We start from the raw sequence: 22,062 nt of genomic DNA, 5'->3' as shown, positions 1-22,062 counted from the left end.
CTTGCGAATAATTAAACTCAGGAAAAGACATTTCGTCACGCTAGTGCTTTATTTTGATTTTCCTGCCGGCTAATGTCATTTATTTCACGGTTTAAGGTATAACTTAATAAGGTTCGTATTAAAACAATACTAGCTACGATACCAACCGAATAATAATCCGGAGTAGTCGTTGTTCCGATTAAGTCGGCAGCGACAATAAACTCCAAACCTAATGTTAATACTCGACCTAATCGCAATCGAATTTGATTGATATCCATTTTGCTGGTGGTATCAGAATTATAAAATGGGTGGGCAATATAGCGGAATAATGCGGTTAAAACACCAATAAGAATAACAAGCACCCCACAAAATGAAATGCCATGTTGTATATATAATAATAGGGAATGCAAGCTTACTGGTTCCATTTTTAGTATCCCTTCAGGTTTGCGGCATGTCTTCCAATATTAGTTTCATTATTGAAATAAATTGTATGAATATCAAGAAAGCATAGCGGGATCGTTGAGGAGCAGGACCTGGCCCCCACGATCTTTGCAAGGCAGCCGAGAAGGTAATTAAAGCAACTACTAGGGTTTCCCCTAAATGAGTTATAGTGAGATTCTGTTAACATAGAGTTCAGGAGATCATGTGTTAATATCAGCTGTTATTCTCTTTGTTTTTGTTGTCTCTTTAGGTTTAGGCCTTTTACCTCCGATCTTACAAGACAGAAGCCCCAATAAAACGGTTCGGGCGTGGCACGGTTTTTTGGCGGCAAGTGGGTTAGTCCTTGTATACATTGACGTCGTTGCCTTGATGACCAGTTTTTCCCCCTTGCTCATTGTCAGTTTAGTACTCTTAACGCTTGGGGCATTGGGTGGTTTAACCTTGGTCATTCTTGCTGAAAAGAAGATCGATGTTCCCAAGGTCATAGTCGCTCTTCATCCCTTGGTTGCCGTAGCAGGGCTATTTGCTCTTGTGATCTATATTTTACCGTAACCCTGCCATGATAATCATAACCATGCGCGCAAATGGGATCAGGGCTTGAAACGTGTATTCACAATCCAAATTCAAGTCTGCTCAAGGCTAATAGCGATATTGGAAAAAACCAATTAACAGTGGCCTGTTAATTGGTTAGGGAGAATGTTAAATCAAAGATACATGGATGACCGGATCCCTTCGAACCGAGCCTCATCACGCGCTTGCATTTCTTCAGCGTCTTGCAATTCTTTCTGTTCTTTTTCTTGTTCCGCCTGAAGCTTTGCAAGTTCAATCACATTGCGAGTTTTTAATTCTTTCAAAATGGCAAATAATAAAATATCAGTAGTCGTTTCTAAGCGGAGTTCTTCAACGGGTTCTACTTCCTGTGCTTCTTGTACTGGTTGAATTTCCTGTATTTGCTGGGCTTCCTGGTGGTGGCCAGCGTCCAAGGCTGGGGGTGTAAGTCTTTGATTAAAAAAAAGCTGAGTTCCCTGATTGGTGTAAGGTTGTTCAGGTCGAGTAATTCCATTAACAGCACGAGAGGTTACTTTCTTGTTACCCATGGTGAGCTCCTTTCCTTATTGAGTCCTTTTCAGATTAATCTGAAATTTGAGTCAAATGCAAATGTTTTTTTCAATGCTCACAAATTTTGGTTCTTGTTATCAATAGTAGGCATATAAGACCCATTTATTAGCAATATGGGTAATTTCACCCATTCAAAAATTCACTCGTTTGCTTTATAATTGAACAATTGAGTTGAACTATTAATGGGTAGTAAGAACTATGGCAGATTATTGGACGCGTCTTAAGGACTTAACGAAGCTTGGAATGCTTTGCTATTCCAGTACAAAATTAGCGATAGCAGGAAGGGTACATCATTCACGAATGAATTCTTCCCCTGCTATTTTTGCAGCCAGTAATACAGAGAGTGATAGACATGAGCTGGCGGGCATTGTAACTCAAGCCGCGCAAGCGAATAGGTCCTGTCGATTTCGGGTCGTTTTTTGTGAGGAGGATGGCCAAAATCCTACGTCACATGGGTTTTGCCTGGATATTAAAATAGCTAATGGCAGCGTTAGTATCTTTAGTGCAGACTCCCTATCTGTTGATAGCCACAACGAAGAGGCGTTATCTGTCCTGGAAGAGGCCTTAAATTTGCAGGGCATTAAAAATAGTATTTATTATATGCCTGTCCAACGCCAAAGAGATGGTTATAGTTGCGGTGTCTTTGCGCTTGAGGATGCCTTTATGCTGTCCCATATAGAAGATTATTATTATCGTGATTTAGAAACAGGGACTGATTTTCATGATTTCCTTCGCAAGGCCGAGCCCGAGGAAGGGGGGTGGGAAACAAAGCACAACTGGAAAAAAGTTACTCCGGCACCCCTAATGCGAAGCTCTCAACAGGAGAAATTACCTGACGATATTGATAATCGTACATTGGCTTCGATAAAGAAAAATAAGAACGTATCCGATTATTTTGATATGCAATGGATTACCAAAAAAATAAGTAAATATGTTCAACATAAAATGGAAAAATATTTTTTCTATGCGAGTACCTTTCTCAGGGATTACCTACTCACCGAAGAAGAAAAGATTGCTCAAATTGAAGCGTGCAGCCTGGGAGGGCTAAAACACTATTTAAATCAGGAAAATCGGGAAAAGGATATTGCGGCTAAATTAGCGCCCATTGATACAGCTTTAAATAATTTGACACAAAAAATACTGACAACTGAGTTTCAACATCAGGATGCTAAAGAGAAGGCTGGCGATTTATATGTGGAGCTACTTAATTATCGAATTAAGTACAAAGAGTATCTTCTGGACGATAGCATTGAAGAGGTAACCGCCGATAAATGGTTTAAAGCCTCTTGCAAAGGGGCAATAGAAGGCGCAAAACTCGTATTGAGTAAAGAGCTGGGCTGGAAGGTTTATCTTCAGAATTTACTGAAAGATCTCACCAATAAGGGCATTAAAAAAATCAGCTTTGGAAGATACCAGGATACTTTCTTTAGCCTTAAATCGCTGGATGGCATAAAAGAAGCAGAGGAGTCACTTCTTAAAAGCGCATCGGAGCAGCCTCAAATTAAAGAGTACCTTTTTACTTAAAAAAAGGTCGGGGGGCAGGGCTTGAATCTTGTATTCAACAACAAAACTCAAGCACTGAGCCCCATTGTTTTCTACCCTGCATTTTCATCCCTGAAAGAAGAACAAGAGACAGATGATTGGCTTCTGCCAAAACGGTTTATGTGTCGAACTTTACATCCCGCCAGGAAAGGCAGTGTAGCCTCGATGAGCCTAGGGTAATCAAGGTTATCGATGTCAATCAATAGGTCATGAAGCCAATTCATTTCATTCCCAAGTGGATCTTATCCCTGAGGGGTTTTAAGTTCCTTGTTCTATGTGCGATGCAGGACTTGAAATTACCTAATTTGCCTCGACATAGGAAATACTCTTTTGAAGGTAATAAAGCGAAAGAGAACTCAAAATAGCGTTATGGCTATTAGTACATAACGGTATATTCAAAGACGTGGAGATTTGATATTCACTTAGAAAGGAGATTTATATGAAAAATAAACTGCTTCCTATTTTAATTTCTGTTCCTCTTATCACGATGATATCTGAAGGAGCCATGGCACTTGATGCAAAGCAAAATACTCATGTGCAAAAGAGTAATCCGCAAATAACCCGGGATCCCTTTGATAATGATGCCTTCTTTCAATCCCCTCATGCTATTTGGCAGCAAATGGATCAAATGCAAAGGGCAATGGATCAATTTATGAAGAGTCAATTTTCACAAATGCAACATAACTTGATGAGTCAGCCTGGCAGTACAAATACGGTTGAAATTAAAGAAGGCAAAAATGACATTACCTATAAAATTAAACTACCCGAAGGTGCTGATAGCAAAGTCAATGTTTCTGTGAAAGAGAGTCAATTAATCGTTAGCGCAAAGGTCACGCAAAAAATTACGCAAGAACAAGGCAATAGCAAAAGTGTGAGCTACTCTCAGAGCAATTATAGTCAAGTATTTCAACTACCAAAAGGCTATGATCCGAACACTATGGCGACAAAAACAAAGGATTCAAATGTGATTGTTACTTTTAAAAAATCGCTATCGAAACCTTTAATACTGTAAGAATAAGGCGTTTAACTTTTCAGGGTAACGCTCACTTTTGGTGACGTTACTCTCTATCGTTTGTTACAATTGTATTCATTAAAAAATGAGAATGCACGATGTATAAAGTGACCCAGATTTCCAAGGGATTCTGGAGCGATGCGGAGTCTGACTCTGCACAACAGATAAGGAATTTGCCAAAAGTATTGTCTTATTGCCAGACGTTTGAAAAAGAAGTAATAACTGTTACGAATTGTTCAAACAGCCTGGAGACCACTCTACACGCTATTTTAGCCGAGTACTTGGAAAAAAAAACTGGGAAACCTGTTAATTCAATCAGTTCATTTAAATTCATTAAAATCTGTGAAATGAGAGTGGAGCCAAAAAGCGGTATAAGGGCTGCTCCTCTTGAGTTGAATTTATATCATGTCTTTTCAGATAACGTACAAGGTACGGCTCATTTTGTATTAGTCGATCCGAATGGGCAGGATGTAGCCTACGCCCGCTTTGCTTACCATACAAAATCGCCCCATTTAGAACCCGCTTATGTGAATTTGCCCTTTCTTGTCATCGATGCTATCGCATCCAGAAAGCGGGGCGCTTATGCCTTGGGGACTGTCCTTGTCCAAGCCGTATTTGAATATAGCCTAAGCACGGACTGCGAAGGGCGAGTTAGTTTATATTCAGCAAATAAATCGGGTGAATTTTATTTCAAATTGGGTTTCACGCCATTGAAAGAGCCTATTTTTGATAAATTGTATTTTGATGGTGAAAAAAATATCGATGGTGAAATTATGTTTTTGACTGATGCAGCGAACGAGGCCTGGAGGGAAAGGGCTCAGATGTATCCATTAATTCAACCTGCCTTCCCAAATTCCATTATAAAACCTTTTTAATCAAGCAATTACAACCAATGGCAGCTCTTTAATCTGGTATAACCATGCATGCAAACCCTGCCCTTTCATCGTTCTTTTGTTAAATAAAATGAGAGACTCCTTTCGTCTGCCTTGGCTTGCTAGAAAACAATTGAATAGGCTAAAGCAAGAATAATGGTATAGGCCAAGAAAAACAGAATGCGTTGCGTGGTTTGGCAAGATACTGTGACGAAAACAACAAGCCAATGAATCAAGAATAATCCAAAAAGAACATATTCATTGATTTTTTGTGCCGCAGGAAAGGAATAATTTCTAAGGAACCCATCGGGGAATGCATTTAAGCGCGTAATGACGGTTGCCATAAGAAGGATCAAATAAAACAGATACAAAACAATAAGATAAGTCATAATAAAAAGAGGAATCCTATACGTTTCAACCTCCATTTTCTTATCCAGATTTTTAATAACAATCAAAGCAATTACAGAAATGAGAAGGCCTATCGCATTCAGTCGAACAAAGGAAGAACCGGCCAGGGGGAAAAAATTTGCTTGTGTTAATACAGACCACTGATACTCTGCAATGAACGCAATAAGTACAAGAGGAAAAAAGAGCACGGCCTTCAATAATAAAGGGGCTCTATTGTTTGCCTTAAATGAATGGAATAGAGAATTCGTGAATTTAACGTTGAGAAAAATGGTCCAGACAAACGAGGTAACAAAAATCAAAAAGAAGGCATTAACAAGAAACAAAAGGGTAATTGGACTCAACAATGTGGATATAATATTGTCGTGCATTGCGTTCCAAAAAAATGATTAGGCTTTCATAATTATAGGACGGTTATACCTGTTTTTTGAAAAAAACTGTATCTTCCCTCCTGTTCTATTGATTGCAATAATTAACCTTGTCATTACTAAGGAATAGTATGAATATCCTGGCATTAATCGTATTGATTGGTTTCAATCTGACTACTGTAGCCTTTGCAGACGATGGCCCCTACATGGGCCCCAGTAATCCAGTTATTCCTGCCGATAATGATAAAATCAGACTGAGCCTTGCTGAATGTATCGAAGATACCAATGAGATGACGAGCGATAATGAAACGCATGATTTGGCGAAAGAAGTCTGTGAATTACGCACACAACATCAAGCTGCGCGCCAACAAGTATTGAAAGGATTAACGGAATTAGTCGCCCAATATAAAGGAATGACGAACCATGATCACGATCAGAGATTGGCTCAGACAATTTCATTGATCCAGAGCAATGTAAAAACATGCCTTGATGCGTTAGCTTCCCAGGAATATTGTCACAATATCGCTTGTGTTACGTTACCTGAACTTGATGCCATCTTTTGTGATAATCAGGCTACCGCGATCATCAACAGAATTTTAGGGCGCTAATCGTCTTATAACAAACCGAATGGGCTCAGGGCTTGAGTCTTGTTAACAACCAAAACGCAAGCCCTGCCTCTCTGGCATCTTTTAGCAAGCAGTGCTACATCAAGGCTACAAAGCCGTCTATTCGACGGTGTCGCTGATCCTGCATGCCTGGCATTCAGGAGCTGAGAGACATCGCCGAAGAATTCCCGGCACCCTCTTTTAATCGGTTAATCTCATCCAAAAAGGGTAATTGAAGGATAGGGGCAACTTTGGGGCTGGTAAAAAATGCAATTTGGTACTTGGATTTTAATGCATCACGTACTTGCCCGGCTTCAGGTGCAATAACTAATTCCTTGCCATTTGCAAATTTCACTAAAGATGGTTTCTTTGGGTCTTTTGTTAATGCGACTACCAGGTCCCATAAGTTTGCTATTGGTTCACCATTAACCTCAGTAACGCGATCACTTTCACACATTCCCCCACGGTTAAGGGCGAAATTTTCATAACCGTCCGTGTCTTCTGACACAAGAATATCTTGCAGGACAACAATTTCGTAACCATCCCTTTTAGGTGAAAGCCTGGAAAATTCACTAAACATAGGTGGAACATTGGATTTATCTACAATGACTTTTTGCCCGGTTGAATAGGTTGTTGTAAATGTGTCCATCAATGGTTGGGTGCAACGAACAAAAACATAGCCGCCATTTTTTCCTGAAGGCTGAATGTGGTATTTGAGTGGTTTGTCGGTTTTGGGTCCGACAATGCTGCGGCCTAACTGTTCCGTTAACCTAATGGTAATTTGTAGTGTTTCAGATTCTCCCTCATCATTTTTTCTTTGAATCACAAACTCTATCTCATCAAGGTATCTCTTGCGCTGTAAAAGATAAAGATAAGAGATAGGATTCTCGAGCTCCTTGACCTGAACATTGCCATCAGCATGAATTTGATGGCCATCAATTTCAAGAATCACATCCCCTTCTCGCAAGTGATTATAAGCGCATGACTTGGGTGGTACTTGCGATACACGAATGCCCAATGGCTCACTCTCAAGAGAATCTTGCATATCCAATTCCGATCTTAGGGATGGATTCTTTAATGTTTGCCACTCAAAGCTGACTTGAGGGACGGTCACATAATCAATAAATTTTCTTGCCCTGAGTGCACCGAAGCGTTTGTAGTTTTCTATCGTTTGTACAATGGTGCAGGCGGGAATAAAATAACCCACATTGCTGAGTGAAGTGGCTCCCTGGCTGACGATGCCGATACACTCTTCCTGTTTTTCCCGCACTATCGTAATCGGTCCGCCACTATTACCCGGGTTAATGGGGGCACTGGTTTGTACTGTAATCCCTGGTAAGCGAGAATGGGCAATGGTGGATACTTCTGTTCTTGAGATATGGCCTTTGGTAAAGGAAAGACTTTTTCCTCCTGTGGGATAACCATAGGCATTTACTTCCGTTGAAGAAGGTTGAAATTCCGTATTTATTTCTAATGGGTTAACTTTAGTTCCCAAAAAGGCTTCAGCCTCAGTCGACGTCGTCTCAACGATAGCTACATCCATAATAGGGTCAACCCACACCGGCGTTACAGGTAATTCGGTAGATCCTTGATTAAATTTCACTTTTAAATAAGTTGAATTGGCTACCGCATGCGCGTTGGTCACTAAATATATGATGCCTTCGTGTTGTACAACCGTAATGGTAGCGCTTGATTTTGCCGATTGACCAACAGACCAGGCAGAAACGTAATTAACCGTTTGCTTGTCGACTTCGAGTTTGAGTGTGGAATTTACTAACATTTATAAACCTTAAGTGAATAGTGATAATCAGGATCTTTAACGGCTGCGTATCTTAGCTTTTATAGTGAATATAACAATGGGGGATCGCATAATTTCCTGCGAATCCCAACTCTATATGAGGGTTGCTATATCCGTCCTGGCCACTTTAACGTGCCGATTAATAGACAACTATTTTTTTAACATGATATTATTTTGCTCAAATCGAGGAGCTTTAGCATGCGTTTGTACTACAGAGCAGATACCCGTAGCCCCAAAACTATTTTTCAACACGGGTTTCAATCAAAAAACAATTTTCTAAATCTCTATGGGGACAGTTGGTGGCAGCAGGGTGTCCGGAGTGCAAATGATCGGTATTCAACTTCGCCAAAAAAAGCCGCGACTGACGCAGACATGAATAATGTGGTTTGTTTAGCCAAAAAACTTGAGTCAGCCCCTCTTTTTCCGGTATGTGACCAATACCATGTGGATTATGATTCAGAAATTTATATTTATGTCATGGCGTTACCGGATGCCGAATTACCTCAGGATTTTAATACCCCGCAACCGATTGATGTATTTGACATGGAAGCGTTGCAGGTTCAGCAACTCGAAAAGATTATGAGTGATTCCTCTGTTAATCCTGCAATGGCAGGCTACGTCCTAAGCGGTCACGAAGCATTTGCCAAAAATGTGCCGGTACAAAATATTATTTGTGCCGTTAAATGTAAACGCTCGGATTTTGCGCTTACTGCAGGCTTACCGGTGTTTACAAAGGCGGCCGACGATGCTGCAAGTTATGTTGTCTGCCAGGAGCGGTATTTTGAAATAGGTCATGAAGTTTTTGTAAACAGGAACTACACACAAGATGAGCAACATAAAGAGGCTGCCCTTGATGAATTACGTCAGGTTAAAGCAAAAGGGCTACAGCCAACGACGAGGGTTCCAGATGCGTTAGATCATTGTGGAATTGGATATGATAAAAGGCAAATTCACACGTCAACTTATTTTTGGCAAGAACTGACATCGCTTAATTTTGGTATAGCATTTTTCAGCATTCTTGAAAGTATTTACTATGCGGCAATACAGCTTACCAAAGCCATGATGCGTCAATCAGAGCAAAAACCTCTGGAAATCGTCGAGGATTTACCAGATTCAATGCAAGCCACACAAAGGAAAAAAACCTTGAGCTTTTATGGACGCTATTTTACCACCGTTGGGGTGGCTACAGGGCAGGTTGATCCGATGACCGCTTTTGCGATTGCCCATTTGTAACCTATGCCATCAAGGGACAGGTGAATCCCCTGATTGCGCTATGCTCCACCAAGGCTGCCTGCTACTAACTAATCTTAATTAAAACACCGCATGGGTTTTGCACAATCATTTTGACAGATGGGAACCCCCACCTGGCTCGTTATCGGGATCAGCGGGTAAAAAATGACTCACAGGCCTGTCGCCCATCAGATAGTTAAAACCCTGAATAATTGAAAAGATAGTAATGGTGCTTAACATCCTTACCGGGAGTTCATTTCTTGTTATCAGCCAAAAATTTTGGGCTATTTCACCCAAACTAATCGTTTTCGCATAGTTCATCTTTTCCTTAAAGAAGGACAAACTGGAGACGCGGATTAATTTTGCCTCAGAATCCATTCTGGTTCCCAGTATAATCCTGTCGTAGGAAGCATTTAAAGGGTGCGTCAGTAAGGAAGAAACGGCTCCCGCCAAGCCCCCGCCGACAAAATTGGCGACAGCAGAATTTTCAATAGGTAATTGATTGGTTATTGAGTCCGAAAGCGTTAGCAAGGCAGTAAAACTCATAAAATTAGATAGAGACTTAACCGGATATCCCATCAAAAAGAGTTGTCTAATATTATAGCCGGTCAATTTAACCGGTTTGACAATACCACCACTCAGGATTTTTGCGCGGTTATTAAAAACAGAGCCAAGTGCTGTATCAGCTTGGGAAAAAGTCAACGAAGTGAAGAAGGAATTATAATTCTGGATGGGCTCTGCTTCTTCCTTGTGTTGAGTCGGGACGCCCTCCGGACCATTTTCCTTGTTGATGTGCTTGCTGGTTACACTGACCGCCCCACGTTTTTGATTAGCTATCGCTTGAGATTGAAAGATTTGCCAAGAGGATTTTGCGAAAGCCAGGGGGGTTGGTTTTATTGTTGTACTTAATTGTTTATTACTTAATAGCAAGGTAATCGGTGCTGTTATAAGGGACGTCGTAAGACTGGTTATGCTTGTTTTAAAGATTAAATCTGCTCCTTTCAAGAAATAACTATCTTTACTCCAGTAAAAGCTGGCTGGCACGTTGGTAGGGTTATTGTTCTTTTGAGGCATTATAAATTTATCTGTAAAAAGCGGCGCATGATAGCGAGATATAAATAATAAAGAAATATGTTGTACTAACAGGGAGTTAAATTAATTGCGGTATCATGGGGGCGTATTGATTGACTAGATTCGTCACTTGCGGTAGCGAAAAGTTGAGGGGCAGAGCTTGAATTTGCATTTTATTATCAAAATCGAGCTCTATCCCCCCATAGTTCCGGCAGTTTATTTCTTAATCACGACTCGTAGGCGTAAGAGCGATTTCTTTCTCACACTCAAGGCTTGTGGAGCCGCTTTCAGGCCGACCTGAGAACATACCGCTTCCTAGACTGAGCGCCTGGGTACTTGTCGACAAGCGCTGCATCTCAACACAGTGTTCGATCGTTTCAAGGATAGTGGATTCTGAAATATCGACAATGCCGTCGACTGGTTCTAAAAGGATACTGCTTTCATCAACGGGTCTGGCATCAAAGGGCTCAAACCCTTTAACCAGAGCCGCTATAATTTCATCACGCAGGAGGCTTATATCAAAATCGCTATAGGCATCAAGAAATGCCCCTACTGTAACAGGCTTTGGCAAAGGTGAAAAATGGTGACTATCATCGAGTAGTCTAAACAATTCCGGCTGAGTTCTATCTGTTATTCCGTAGAGTCTTGCCTGCGTTTTTATGTCTTGCAGGGAAGGGGTAGTTAATAGCCTGCCAGTTTGTTCTTCGTACTGACAAATTTTAAAATCTTCTGGATAATCGAAAGCCTGAACCAGGTACTTTTGAATGAGAGAGATTTCCAATAACGATTGATAATAATGCTTTAAACCTTCTGGACTTGCCTTTTCAAGGTCGATTCTACGAACAAATAAACCTACGCAAGATTTTTTCCAGGCATCGAGCATGATTTCATTCATTTGGCCATCGCGACCACCCTTAACTTCAGCGGCTAATTCATCCAGTGTTTTTGCTCCAACGGTATTTGATGTCAGCATATCTACACCTTTCCGTTCGGTACGTTTAGCCAGTTTTGAAATTCTGTTTGAATTCGAATCGGTAGAGCTCACATCGTAAATGTTGCACTCTTCGGCATTAAACAGGAAGCCATAGCAACGGCCATCAATTCCATAGGTAGGGACATGCTTCCCTTTAACCAGAAGGGTCGTTGAAGACAAACAAGAGCCCCCGGGACTGGCTAATAATTTTGCTTCAGTGCGCCAATCTTGCAGGTCTACGTGATCTGTCTCAACCGTAATACGATTAATCGTTTTTGCAATTAAGCGAGACTCGGTAAATAAAGTACCAATTGATTTCGGCATAATTTTTTCCTCTTTAACAACTCAAAAAATGTCAGTAAAACAAACAAAAAATTTAATATTCTTATCATTTTTTGTGATATTATAAGGGCTAAAAATTAATGAAATATTACGAATTTATTAATGAAAAATTATGTATTTATTAAGTAATTATTAACTAAATAAACAGAAGGGGTTATTACCATGTTTGATAGTTTACCCACAGAATTAATAGTTAAAATATGTACTTGTTTAGGCGTTAAAGACGATTATGAGTTTTCTTTTACTTCCAAATTGGCTAAAGAGCTGCATCAGCAGCGTATGCAAAGTCGTTTGGCAACTATCTTGGCCAAGCCCTCTACGAATCAGTTTATGCAATTTTTAAATTGTATTCAGGATAATGCACAAGATGGGCTGGCTATTTTATTAGATGAAACTTGCAAGAAAACGCTCTTGGAAAAAAGGCCAAAAACATTGCCCCATTGGATGCTTGGTTTAGCGGAGTGCCAGCGCGATTTGGTGGCTATTTTGTTGAAACATGACGATTATAAAAATTCCTTAAGTCCCAGTGAATTTAGATATTTGGTGCGTAACTATTCGGATTTAGCCACTTTAGTTAAAAATAATAATATCGATGAACCACCTGAAGCCCTACCCCCCCCGGAAAAAGTGCCCGACTCAGAGGATGTTGATGGTGTGATAATGTGCCTTTGAGGCACATTAATTACGCTGTGGAACGCTTCCCTTTATTAAAACGCAAGTCCTAACCCCGTTGTCATGGGTTAATTTTAACCTTTTTGTTTGTATGTTATACTTTAAAAAATACTAGTGCTCTCATCTGGCAAGTAATCATGTATTCATATGGAAAGGAATGCTAATGAATATATTAATGGTGCTAACGTCACACAATCAGCTCGGAAATACGGGTCGCAAAACAGGGTTCTGGTTGGAGGAGTTTGCAGCGCCCTATTTTGTGTTCAGGGATGCTGGTGCAAAATTAACATTGGCCTCTCCCAAAGGCGGTCAACCGCCAATCGATCCAAAGAGTGATTTACCTGAAAATCAGACCTCAGCGATGACGCGATTTAAGCAAGATGAGCTAGCGAAAAAAGCATTATCACAAACAATCAGGCTTGCAGACATAAAGGCAGAGAATTTTGACACGGTGTTCTATCCTGGTGGTCATGGTCCCCTGTGGGATCTTGCTGAAAGTGCAGATTCAATCCACCTGCTTGAGTCTTTCTATAATTCGGAAAAACCGATTGCGCTGGTATGCCATGCACCCGGTGTGCTTCGTCATGTCACTTATAAAGGGGCTCCCCTGGTAAAAGGCAAACGTGTAACAGGATTTACCAACAGCGAAGAAGAGGTAGTCCATCTTACGAAAGTAGTGCCATTTCTTGTTGAAGAGGAGTTAAAGCGCTTAGGCGGGCATTTTGAAAAAGCACCAGACTGGCAGAGTTTTGTGGTGGTAGATGGCCGTCTCATCACAGGTCAAAATCCTGCCTCTTCCACTGCCGGGGCGCAAGAATTACTAAAATTAGTCCAAAAGCAACAAGGCAAAACGGAGTAGAATTTTGGGGGCAGGGCTTGAATTTTGTATTCAACGATCGAAATTCAACCATGATTTTGCAACGTAGCGCCTGCTGAAACCCGCACAGCACAAGCCCTGCCCCTGTTTTTCTCACCTATTTTCTATATTTTAGTATTTCCATGCAGAGAGATGCTGCAAATCCCGATATAATAATGTATAATACGCAACCAATTTTTAATCAATTTCAAGTTAATAAGAGCGCTATGAACGATTTAAACCTTTACAGAAATATTGGTATCTTCGCCCACGTAGATGCCGGAAAAACTACCACTACCGAACGTATTCTTAAGCTTACCGGTAGAATCCATAAAATGGGTGAAGTTCACGAAGGTGAATCAACAACCGATTTCATGGCACAGGAAGCTGAGCGCGGGATTACCATCCAGTCCGCAGCAGTAAGTTGCTTCTGGAAAGGCCATCGTTTCAATATCATCGACACCCCAGGACACGTCGACTTCACTGTAGAGGTCTATCGTTCCCTCAAGGTACTCGATGGCGGTATCGGCGTATTCTGTGGTTCTGGCGGCGTTGAGCCTCAGTCAGAAACCAACTGGCGCTATGCGAACAATTCAAAAGTATCTCGTTTGATTTTCGTCAACAAGCTTGACCGTGTCGGCGCGAATTTCTTGAAAGTCACTGAGCAAATCAAAAAAGTATTGGGTGCACATCCTTTAATTATGACGTTGCCTATTGGCTTTGAAGACAGCTTCGTAGGCGTTGTCGATTTATTAACCCGTAAAGCGTATGTTTGGGACGAAACCGGGCAGCCAGAAAATTACAAGGTTACTGACGTGCCAGCCGATATGCATGACGACGTTGAAACCTATCGCGCGCAATTAATCGAGACGGCACTTGAAATGGATGATGAGTTGCTGATGGCTTATCTGGAAGGAGAAGAGCCTTCAATAGAAGACATTAAGCGCTGTATCCGTAAAGGTACCCTTGAATTAGCCTTCTTCCCAACGTATTGCGGTTCTGCCTTTAAAAACAAAGGGATGCAGTTATTACTGGATGCAGTGGTTGACTATTTGCCTGCTCCCCATGAAGTAAATCCACAACCTTTGACTAATGCTGAAGGTGAGCCAAACGGACAATTTGCTATCGTTTCTCCTGATGAGCCATTCCGTGCCTTGGCCTTTAAAATCATGGATGACCGTTTTGGTGCTCTAACGTTCGTACGTATATACTCAGGAAAACTGAATAAGGGCGATACCATCCTTAACTCATTTACCGGTAAAACAGAACGTGTCGGCCGTATGGTTGAGATGCAGGCGAATGAGCGTAATGAATTGCAAAGTGCTGAAGCAGGCGACATTATCGCTATTGTAGGTATGAAAAACGTTCGCACCGGCCATACGCTGTGTGATCCAAATCACGAGTGTACGCTTGAAGCAATGGTTTTCCCCGAGCCAGTAATCTCTATTGCTGTTGCGCCAAAAGATAAGGGTGCAACCGAAAAAATGGCTATTGCGATTGGTAAAATGGTTGCAGAAGATCCAACGTTTAGAGTAGAAACAGATGAAGATTCAGGTGAGACCATCCTCCGTGGTATGGGTGAATTACATCTTGATATTAAAGTGGATATTCTTAAACGTACCTACGATGTTGAGTTGATAGTAGGTCAGCCTCAGGTTGCTTACCGTGAAACCATAACCAAGTCGATTCAAGACAGCTATACCCACAAGAAACAATCTGGTGGTGCTGGCCAATACGGTAAGATTGACTACACGATTGAACCAGGTGAGCCAAACTCTGGATTCACTTTCATGACATCCGTTGTGGGTGGGAACGTTCCTAAGGAATTCTTCCCGGCAATTGAGAAAGGTTTCCGCTCGATGATGAACACAGGTACATTAGCAGGGTTCCCTGTATTGGATGTGGTTGTGAACCTCACGGATGGTGGTTTCCATGCTGTTGACTCCTCGGCAATTGCGTTTGAAATTGCGGCCAAAGGCGCTTTTCGTCAATCTATACCAAAAGCCGGTCCACAATTGCTCGAACCTATCATGAAAGTTGACGTTTACAGTACAGAAGAAGACGTAGGTAACGTGATTGGGGATTTGAACCGTCGTCGCGGTATGATCTCTGGCCAGGAGCCCAGCGCAGCTGGCGTACGTGTTAAGGCTGATGTTCCCCTTTCAGAAATGTTTGGTTACATCAGTACATTACGTACACTTACCTCTGGTCGCGGCCAATTCTCAATGGAATTCTCTCACTATGCTCCTTGTCCAAACAATGTAGCTGAAGCAGTGATTGCCAAAGAGAAGGAAAAGAAAGCTGCAGCCAAGTAAGCTGGTAGCAACGCTAAAAAAAGCTCCGTCAGTTTGTTCTGATGGAGCTTTTAAAGTTCGAATCAATGAGGGATGGAATGAGGCTTTAAAGAAAACACTGTTATTAAAAGACTCGCCTCCTTCATTCTTTCTCGTTTATTTCTAATTTATGACCATCCAGATACCGTTCACTACGTTCTTTCTCTTGTCTCTCTAATTGCTTTTCTTTTTTTGTCCTTCCGAATTTAATGCGATTTTCAGACGCTTTTTTTTCTTTTTCCAAACGAATTTTAGCCTTTCTTTTTTTATTAAGATTAATGATCTCTACCATAATGCTCTCTTTATCTTTAATAGATGTGATTTAGAAAATATAGCTCATTGAACCATGAAACAAATCGGGGTTGGGCTTCAATTGGTACTCATGAACGAAATTAAAGCCTTGCTGCTGACCTCTCTGTTTAGGTTTAGAGAATAAAAACATTGACTACCTGATGCATCATTAAGCGCGACTCCCTATTACCTGACTCTATATAAGAGCATTTTTTAAGTAGGCATGTAAATCAGGTATTCGTGGGATCAATTTTCTTCTGTTGTTCATCCGTTTCATCAATTAACGTTTGAAATTTTTTTCGCCAAAAATTATTTCGATTCTCTGTGCCCATTTCTTTTTCAGTGGTTTTTTTTCTCTCTTCCCAGCCTTTTTGCCATTGCTCATCTTTCCAGAATGGCTCGACTGTTGCTAATTGATAACCGTTATCCGAGCTAACCAGACGAACAAATTTAAATGTTTTCTCAGCAACCTTAGTCATGTCCTCCCCGAACTCATGCGCAAGTTTATAGCAGCGTCGAAGTTCAGTAAGCGTGACTCCCTTTTCAGTAGGATCCTGTGCTCTTTCAAATATTCTGGTTTTATCGTATTGGTTACTATCCAAACCAACAACAAAGATTAAAGGAACTAAAGGTTCCCCATTTTGCTCTCTCTTATAATTTTCCAGTAATAAATCGTTAATTACAAACTTAAAATGAGAATACAGAGAGCTGAAAGGATGGCCACTATTTACCATTAAATCATTTTTGTATTCATAATCATCTGAGTTGTATGCTTTAATGCTTCCGTCACTATTGATTGCCTCATAAAGCTCTTGGTAGTTGTAAAAGTTGAAGCCATAAATAACGGCCTCCTTACTATTACCACAAAGATCCTTGACTGCCTTTATGTCTACTTTCATTGCTGTCTGATCTGAATTTAAACTAATACAAGTATAGACCAGCAGGGCATAACCTGGTTGTTTTGAATAATTGGAGTACCTTGAGGGAGTGTAATGACAAGCTATCCCAACCTCATGGCGTAAACATCAGATGTAATGGAGTAGTGCTTCCTTGAACAAGCAAACGCTGCATGCTACGTTTTGATAAAGAGTGTCTCCCGGCTTTTGGAGCATGCACCTTTCTTATTTATCAGGCGACTTTAGTTTTAAAACAAGGAGTCGTGTGAGGAAGAAACCAACAAGAATGCCTGCAAAATTTATCCAGTAAAACGGCCATGAAAAAATTCCAAGCCCCACCATGTTAGGACCAGGACAAATTCCAGTCATTCCCCAGCCCACGCCAAAAGCTGCGGCGCCAAGAATCAGTTGCCAGTCAATTTTTTCCCTGGTCGGCAATTCATAGCACTTGTTTAGCAAAGGTTTGGTTAGCCATTTACGTAGCTGGAATAAAAGAAAGGTAACCAGCAAAGCGGTAAGAAAGGTGACATATAAATTTATTTTGAATGTTTCGGCGCCAATCCTTAAACCGGAAATAATAATGTCGGGACTATACATGCCTGTTAAAATTAAACCCAAACCAAATATCAGGCCGGCGACTAATGAAATAATCGATTTCATCGTTTAATCTCCTTAGTGGGTTAACCAGGCCGTGATGATCGCAACAGGAAAGAAAATACTTACAGCAACCATAGAGCGTTTGCGTAAGAGCGACATGCCGCATAGCCCATGTCCACTTGTACAGCCATTGCCAAGATAAGTACCTCCACCAACCAAGATACCTCCAAGAATCAATATCCAGGGAGTCGTTTTAAAAATAGTTGTGGGGTTGGGAACAACCTGAATAAAGTTAAAGAGGACGCCACTTAAAAATAATCCCAGAATAAATAAGATATTGTCGATATTAGGGCGATAAGTTGCAAAATCCAATGAGCGAAAGAGTATGCCGCTACAACCAAGAATTTTGCCTTGAATCAATAACATCATCCCCGCAGCAAGTCCAAGAAGAATTCCTCCTAAAACAACGTGCATTTCAACTATCATTATGACTATTCCTTTCTACCGGGATGACTTTTATGAGCGCCCCCCACTGGGCTGCATTGGTCAATCTAACAGACTCACTCTGCCACTATTAATCAATGGTAATTGCAATAAAATAGTATACAATTATTGCGGAATTATAGTAGCCCTGCAAAGGGCAATGAATTTCACACCATTTCTGTTCGAAATGAACGAGGTAAAATCTGGAAGTTATTTCACCTGAGAATTTTATTCTGGAAAGCAAATAATGTTTGAAATATCGTTAAAAAATCCATTACGTACAATTCTGGTATTTGGCTTGTGGATTTGTATGCCAAAGGTATTCGGACAAGTATTCACCCTCGGGGAGATCTCTGAAAGCCTTACGCAGAGTTTTGAAGGCTTGGAAAGAGTGATTGGCTCGGGAGCTTACATTGCAGGATTGGCCTTTGCAGTGTGTGCGATTATGAAATTTAAACAACATAAAGATAATCCAACGCGGATTCCCATTAGCACACCCATTTCATTAGTGTTTATCGGTTCAATACTGTTATTTTTACCCAGCCTATTGGAAGTCATTGAAGCAACCATGTTTGAAGCGGCTCAATACTGACCTGTGATTACAATGACTTAAAGAAGGTGGGCATTAAACTGCTGGGGTCAGGTTTTCCCAGGCTCTCACGATAACTCTTTCTTTACCCTGAAAGATGGAAAAACCCGACCCCTTATGCTGCATGATAGGCAACAATGACACCTCTGCGTTCGGAGTAGGTAATAGTGCGAGCCAGGCTAATCTTTAAAATGGGTATTGTTATAATTATTTTCTTCTATTCTTCTTTGAGCCTCTCTCCAGTCATCCCCTTCGCCGAACCCGCCTGTAACTTTGTTAAGTTCCTTTTTAAGAATCTTTTTGTCAGCTTTAGGGGTTTTTTTAGAGCTATTGCGTAATTTCTTCATCAGTCAAACCTCACTTCTTTACATCCTATTTAAGCTTAGTCCGAAGTTCTTTTTTTTACCAATTGCATTTCATTTTGCAACAATCAAAGTCAAGAAGGCTATGGCCGGTATCCTGATTGTTGAATACAAAATTCAAGTTCGAGCCTGCATCCGTTCCTTGTCAGATTAACTTCGGTAATATCGTATCAAGCCAGGATTCGCCTCTAAAATTATTAATATAACCGACATGGCCGCCGTGGCGAGTGATATGAAGTTCTAATAGTGGATTGATATTTTTAAGTTCATTAAAACCACGAATTGGAATTACTGGATCGTCCTCTGCCGTTAATATAGTCATGGGAACCCTCACCGCTTTTAGCTTTTCGGGTGAAAAATGATATTCAGTGAAGTAAGCATCAATGTCTTTAAATTCAGAATAGTTTACTAATAATTTTTCTGTCATTTGCCAGGAATTTTTTTGTAATAAAATGCTACTAAAATCATAGAGATCGGGGAAACAGCGTTGTTTTTCTAGCAAGTTTTTTTTCCATCGGGCAATAAAATAACGTCGATACAGGTTGGAATTATCAATGGCTCTCGTCACTTGTTCTGGATTAACGGAGGGACAAACAGCGATGATCCGGTTTAAATTGGATATTTTCTGTGATTCAAAACTGTCTCTCCAACCAATCCTCAAAGCAAAACTTCCACCCATAGAAAAGCCAATTAAGGTAGTGGGTAATCCCGAATAATTGGTGGTAATTTGTTTTACAGCCTGAAATACTTCTTCAAGCCGAGCGCCATGAAATAGACCTTTATTTAGTCCAAGGGTAGGGCCGTGATCACGCAGGTTGAGACGAAATAGTTCATAGCCTTGTTGATAGAGCTGTTCGCCTCTGCCTAACATATAGGTGGATTGAGCACAGCCGAGCCAACCATGAAGAAGAATAATCAGGCCTTTTGCCGTCTGGTTAGGTTGCGGTGAAAATAGCCCTGTCAAATTGACCGTTTCATCTGTTTTAACGGTTAATGTTACAGCTATTTCATTCCGAACCATCGATCCGGTAACCGGGTTTTTTTTGGAGCTCAATATCGTTTGAAGGTGTTTATTTTTGATATAAAACTGAGGTTCGAAGTTTAAAAGTGACATGACCGTTCGCAATTGTTTACATCGTCAGGCATTAATTATAACAAATCTTGATGGATCCGATCATTCCGCTTCTTATTTAGTCCGCGTTGCTCTATTTACCAACTATAAAGGGGGCGCCTATTTTGACTCAGCAGTCGGCAGAATTAAGAGGAAAAAGTCCATCTTACCCCTAACTTAATCTGCTCCAAGGTTGGATTAAATGCGTTACGAAAGGTGGTATAGGGATTATGATTTGTATCTCTTACAAAGGACTGGTTCGAAAAATCCTGCAGCGAATTCCAGTCCCATTCAAGACGGGCGATGAGCCTGCTAATAAGAGGTATTTCCACTCCAAGCCCCAATTGCAGGCCCTGGCAGTTTTTATCAGATGAAAAATTGCCTGCGAAAGCCCCCATATTACCTGTCTGCTGGATACCACCACTGAGTTGAATATTGCTGACTATCCAGCCGACTCGACCATAGAAGAGAGCCTGCTTATAGAGGTAGATACCTGGTCGAACGGCAAAACCATACTGCCAACGCTGGCGGAATTTTCCATGGAGCTGGCGTGTATAAAGGGTATTCGAATCAGTAAACGCAATATTCCCTGAATTGGAACTAACATTATAGAAGCCTTCTCCGGCCAAAAAAAAGCGGCTGGCCAAACTACTTCCATAGCCTATATAGAGTTCGCCACCAAATCCTGAGCCATTCCAATCGAAGCGATCTTGATCAATAAACAATAAACCGGGGCTGGTTTCAACGCGCTTGAAGTCATAACTGGAGGTATCTTTTATAGCAGAAATACCCAGATAAAAACCTTGGCTATCCTGGGCATGGATTGCGGCAGAAAAGCTGATGGAAAATCCCAGAAAGCAGCCTAAGAGTAGTTTTAATTTAATAAAATGAGACATTCTTTCCCTAACAATCGATTCATCCTTGTTGATCAAAACCATGTAAGCCCAAGCGATATGGCAATGACACGCGCCCAGTGTATCGTGACGTTTATGTGCTTGCAAGACTATCATCATGCCAGTATGAAGCGGCCGATAAAACCTTGAATTGTCGCTTAATAAGATAGATAGTTACAATTGTTCATCGGGTCTTAAGGTAAGTATCTCGTATCCATGATCGGTTACAAGAATAGTATGTTCCCACTGTGCAGATAATTTGTGATCTTTGGTGACAACAGTCCAACCATCGCCTAAAGTTTTGATTTCTTTACGACCCAAATTGAGCATGGGTTCTATAGTAAAAGTCATGCCAGCCTGTAATTGTAATCCGGTATTTGGTTTGCCAACATGCATCACATGGGGGTCTTCCCACATTGATCGGCCAATTCCATGCCCTCCAAACTCCCGTACTACCGAATAGCCCTGCTGTTCTGCATGGGTTTGGATTATGCTGCCTATATCGCCAAGATACGTTCCAGGACGGACTATCGAAATCGCTTTATATAAGCATTCCTGGGTAACTTCTACTAATTTTTTCGCAAAAGGTTTTACATTGCCCACGAGAAACATTTTGCTGGTATCCCCAATATAACCGTTTTTTTGTACAGTCACATCGATATTAATGATATCGCCATTTTTAAGTTTTTTATCGGAAGGGATACCATGGCAAACCACATGATTGATGGACGTACAAATGCATGCGGGAAACCCATAATGGTTTAGTGTTGAGGGAGTGGCCCTTAAGTCCTCGAGAATGTATTGGCGACAAATTCGCTCCAGCTCATTGGTGCTTGTACCTTCAGTCACATAAGGTCCTATCATTTGAAGTACAGAGGCAGCCAAATTACCGACAACTCGCATTTTTTCTATTTCTTCAGAAGTCTTCACTAACATCGCGTATTTCACCAGATGAGGCTTGATTAATTAAAATTTTGAGAATTTCAGAATAAGTAATTGATGGGTTTTCTTCTGCCATTTTTCCTATCCTAATCCAGTATTCAGCCTGAGAATTGATGGAGCGACTCATTGCTCTTGCCATCACTTTCGTTGCTTCGTGCAACTCATCAGAAATTTTTACTATGCCCATATTTTCTCCAAAAAACCAATAATATAATACTTTAATATATAATGCTACATTTTGAAATAAAGTAGATGGCTGCGAGGAATAATGGAATGAAAC

25 protein-coding genes are annotated in these 22,062 nt (G+C 40.9%); 10 read left to right on the top strand and 15 right to left on the bottom strand.

The annotated features are described in order from the left end of the window. Positions 1 to 35: 35 nt before the first annotated feature. Complete coding sequence (locus Lfee_RS08145; RefSeq protein WP_058445664.1) at positions 36 to 404, bottom strand: DUF1622 domain-containing protein; 369 nt, start codon at positions 402 to 404, stop codon at positions 36 to 38. A 220-nt stretch (positions 405 to 624) separates the two neighbouring features. Between Lfee_RS08145 and Lfee_RS08140 the strand changes: the two genes are divergently transcribed. Then, positions 625 to 972 (top strand): hypothetical protein, encoded by a 348-nt coding sequence (locus tag Lfee_RS08140; protein ID WP_058445662.1) that lies wholly within the window; start codon positions 625 to 627, stop codon positions 970 to 972. 152 nt (positions 973 to 1,124) lie between these two features. Here the strand turns inward: Lfee_RS08140 and Lfee_RS17190 are convergent, their stop codons facing one another. Beyond that, entirely contained in the window at positions 1,125 to 1,517 is a 393-nt protein-coding gene (locus Lfee_RS17190) for a hypothetical protein (RefSeq protein ID WP_058445660.1), read from the bottom strand. 220 nt (positions 1,518 to 1,737) lie between these two features. Here Lfee_RS17190 and Lfee_RS08130 point away from each other — a divergent pair, with 220 nt between their 5' ends. The 3 genes from Lfee_RS08130 to Lfee_RS08120 all read left to right on the top strand — a co-directional run bounded on the left by Lfee_RS08130 (position 1,738) and on the right by Lfee_RS08120 (position 4,968). Then, a complete protein-coding gene (locus tag Lfee_RS08130; protein WP_131753137.1) occupies positions 1,738 to 3,063 on the top strand; it encodes a YopJ family acetyltransferase in 1,326 nt (441 codons plus the stop codon). 457 nt (positions 3,064 to 3,520) lie between these two features. Then, entirely contained in the window at positions 3,521 to 4,093 is a 573-nt protein-coding gene (locus Lfee_RS08125) for an Hsp20/alpha crystallin family protein (RefSeq protein ID WP_058445656.1), read from the top strand. A 98-nt stretch (positions 4,094 to 4,191) separates the two neighbouring features. Continuing rightward, positions 4,192 to 4,968: a GNAT family N-acetyltransferase gene (locus Lfee_RS08120; RefSeq protein WP_058445654.1), complete on the top strand. Its 777-nt coding sequence runs from the start codon at positions 4,192 to 4,194 to the stop codon at positions 4,966 to 4,968. 119 nt (positions 4,969 to 5,087) lie between these two features. On the opposite strand, the gene Lfee_RS08115 is transcribed toward Lfee_RS08120, so the two are convergent. Continuing rightward, positions 5,088 to 5,741 (bottom strand): hypothetical protein, encoded by a 654-nt coding sequence (locus Lfee_RS08115; RefSeq protein WP_058445652.1) that lies wholly within the window; start codon positions 5,739 to 5,741, stop codon positions 5,088 to 5,090. Positions 5,742 to 5,869: 128 nt separating this feature from the next. On the opposite strand from Lfee_RS08115, the gene Lfee_RS08110 reads away from it, so the two are divergent. Then, positions 5,870 to 6,346 carry a hypothetical protein gene (locus Lfee_RS08110; RefSeq protein WP_058445650.1) on the top strand — a complete coding sequence of 159 codons (477 nt, stop codon included), beginning with the start codon at positions 5,870 to 5,872 and terminating at the stop codon, positions 6,344 to 6,346. A gap of 154 nt (positions 6,347 to 6,500) precedes the next feature. On the opposite strand, the gene Lfee_RS08105 is transcribed toward Lfee_RS08110, so the two are convergent. Further along, entirely contained in the window at positions 6,501 to 8,123 is a 1,623-nt protein-coding gene (locus Lfee_RS08105) for a S1C family serine protease (protein WP_058445647.1), read from the bottom strand. 216 nt (positions 8,124 to 8,339) lie between these two features. On the opposite strand from Lfee_RS08105, the gene Lfee_RS08100 reads away from it, so the two are divergent. After that, positions 8,340 to 9,374, top strand: a complete 1,035-nt coding sequence (locus Lfee_RS08100; RefSeq protein ID WP_058445645.1) for a hypothetical protein — start codon at positions 8,340 to 8,342, stop codon at positions 9,372 to 9,374. A 105-nt stretch (positions 9,375 to 9,479) separates the two neighbouring features. On the opposite strand, the gene Lfee_RS08095 is transcribed toward Lfee_RS08100, so the two are convergent. Together Lfee_RS08095 and Lfee_RS17005 are read right to left on the bottom strand one after the other, a co-directional pair. After that, entirely contained in the window at positions 9,480 to 10,445 is a 966-nt protein-coding gene (locus Lfee_RS08095; RefSeq protein ID WP_058445643.1) for a hypothetical protein, read from the bottom strand. 220 nt (positions 10,446 to 10,665) lie between these two features. Further along, the gene (locus Lfee_RS17005; RefSeq protein WP_064088248.1) at positions 10,666 to 11,739 is read right to left on the bottom strand and encodes a hypothetical protein; all 1,074 of its coding nucleotides are present in this window, start codon (positions 11,737 to 11,739) and stop codon (positions 10,666 to 10,668) included. Between the two features lie 180 nt (positions 11,740 to 11,919). On the opposite strand from Lfee_RS17005, the gene Lfee_RS08085 reads away from it, so the two are divergent. The 3 genes from Lfee_RS08085 to fusA all read left to right on the top strand — a co-directional run bounded on the left by Lfee_RS08085 (position 11,920) and on the right by fusA (position 15,600). After that, positions 11,920 to 12,429 (top strand): hypothetical protein, encoded by a 510-nt coding sequence (locus Lfee_RS08085; protein ID WP_058445641.1) that lies wholly within the window; start codon positions 11,920 to 11,922, stop codon positions 12,427 to 12,429. Positions 12,430 to 12,592: 163 nt separating this feature from the next. Next, complete coding sequence (locus Lfee_RS08080) at positions 12,593 to 13,288, top strand: type 1 glutamine amidotransferase domain-containing protein (protein ID WP_058445640.1); 696 nt, start codon at positions 12,593 to 12,595, stop codon at positions 13,286 to 13,288. 224 nt (positions 13,289 to 13,512) lie between these two features. Then, the gene (fusA, locus tag Lfee_RS08075; protein ID WP_058446276.1) at positions 13,513 to 15,600 is read left to right on the top strand and encodes an elongation factor G; all 2,088 of its coding nucleotides are present in this window, start codon (positions 13,513 to 13,515) and stop codon (positions 15,598 to 15,600) included. A 121-nt stretch (positions 15,601 to 15,721) separates the two neighbouring features. On the opposite strand, the gene Lfee_RS08070 is transcribed toward fusA, so the two are convergent. From Lfee_RS08070 to Lfee_RS08055, 4 genes are all read right to left on the bottom strand, one after another. Beyond that, positions 15,722 to 15,910: a DUF4169 family protein gene (locus Lfee_RS08070; protein ID WP_058445637.1), complete on the bottom strand. Its 189-nt coding sequence runs from the start codon at positions 15,908 to 15,910 to the stop codon at positions 15,722 to 15,724. Between the two features lie 229 nt (positions 15,911 to 16,139). Beyond that, on the bottom strand, positions 16,140 to 16,808 hold the full coding sequence (locus Lfee_RS08065) for a hypothetical protein (protein WP_058445635.1): 669 nt from the start codon (positions 16,806 to 16,808) through the stop codon (positions 16,140 to 16,142). Positions 16,809 to 17,030: 222 nt separating this feature from the next. Then, the gene (locus Lfee_RS08060; protein ID WP_058445633.1) at positions 17,031 to 17,465 is read right to left on the bottom strand and encodes a DUF6691 family protein; all 435 of its coding nucleotides are present in this window, start codon (positions 17,463 to 17,465) and stop codon (positions 17,031 to 17,033) included. A 12-nt stretch (positions 17,466 to 17,477) separates the two neighbouring features. Continuing rightward, a complete protein-coding gene (locus Lfee_RS08055) occupies positions 17,478 to 17,888 on the bottom strand; it encodes a YeeE/YedE family protein (protein ID WP_058445630.1) in 411 nt (136 codons plus the stop codon). A gap of 307 nt (positions 17,889 to 18,195) precedes the next feature. On the opposite strand from Lfee_RS08055, the gene Lfee_RS08050 reads away from it, so the two are divergent. Continuing rightward, the gene (locus Lfee_RS08050) at positions 18,196 to 18,477 is read left to right on the top strand and encodes a hypothetical protein (RefSeq protein WP_156413379.1); all 282 of its coding nucleotides are present in this window, start codon (positions 18,196 to 18,198) and stop codon (positions 18,475 to 18,477) included. A gap of 176 nt (positions 18,478 to 18,653) precedes the next feature. Here the strand turns inward: Lfee_RS08050 and Lfee_RS17000 are convergent, their stop codons facing one another. The 5 genes from Lfee_RS17000 to Lfee_RS17855 form a co-directional block, all read right to left on the bottom strand. Beyond that, the gene (locus tag Lfee_RS17000; protein ID WP_156413378.1) at positions 18,654 to 18,821 is read right to left on the bottom strand and encodes a hypothetical protein; all 168 of its coding nucleotides are present in this window, start codon (positions 18,819 to 18,821) and stop codon (positions 18,654 to 18,656) included. A 160-nt stretch (positions 18,822 to 18,981) separates the two neighbouring features. After that, on the bottom strand, positions 18,982 to 19,950 hold the full coding sequence (locus Lfee_RS08045) for a YheT family hydrolase (RefSeq protein ID WP_058445626.1): 969 nt from the start codon (positions 19,948 to 19,950) through the stop codon (positions 18,982 to 18,984). A 143-nt stretch (positions 19,951 to 20,093) separates the two neighbouring features. Then, positions 20,094 to 20,948, bottom strand: coding sequence for an outer membrane protein (locus Lfee_RS08040; RefSeq protein ID WP_165482127.1), 855 nt, complete (start codon positions 20,946 to 20,948; stop codon positions 20,094 to 20,096). Between the two features lie 66 nt (positions 20,949 to 21,014). After that, positions 21,015 to 21,776, bottom strand: a complete 762-nt coding sequence (map, locus tag Lfee_RS08035; protein ID WP_058445620.1) for a type I methionyl aminopeptidase — start codon at positions 21,774 to 21,776, stop codon at positions 21,015 to 21,017. Next, positions 21,757 to 21,969 carry a ParD-like family protein gene (locus Lfee_RS17855; RefSeq protein WP_058446274.1) on the bottom strand — a complete coding sequence of 71 codons (213 nt, stop codon included), beginning with the start codon at positions 21,967 to 21,969 and terminating at the stop codon, positions 21,757 to 21,759. The genes map and Lfee_RS17855 overlap by 20 nt, the downstream gene beginning before the upstream one ends. Between the last annotated feature and the right edge of the window lie 93 nt (positions 21,970 to 22,062).

This window comes from Legionella feeleii, assembly GCF_001467625.1.
Lineage (GTDB): Bacteria > Pseudomonadota > Gammaproteobacteria > Legionellales > Legionellaceae > Tatlockia > Tatlockia feeleii.
Note: the sequence above shows the minus strand (reverse complement) of the source record. Positions and strands in the feature narration are given on the sequence as shown.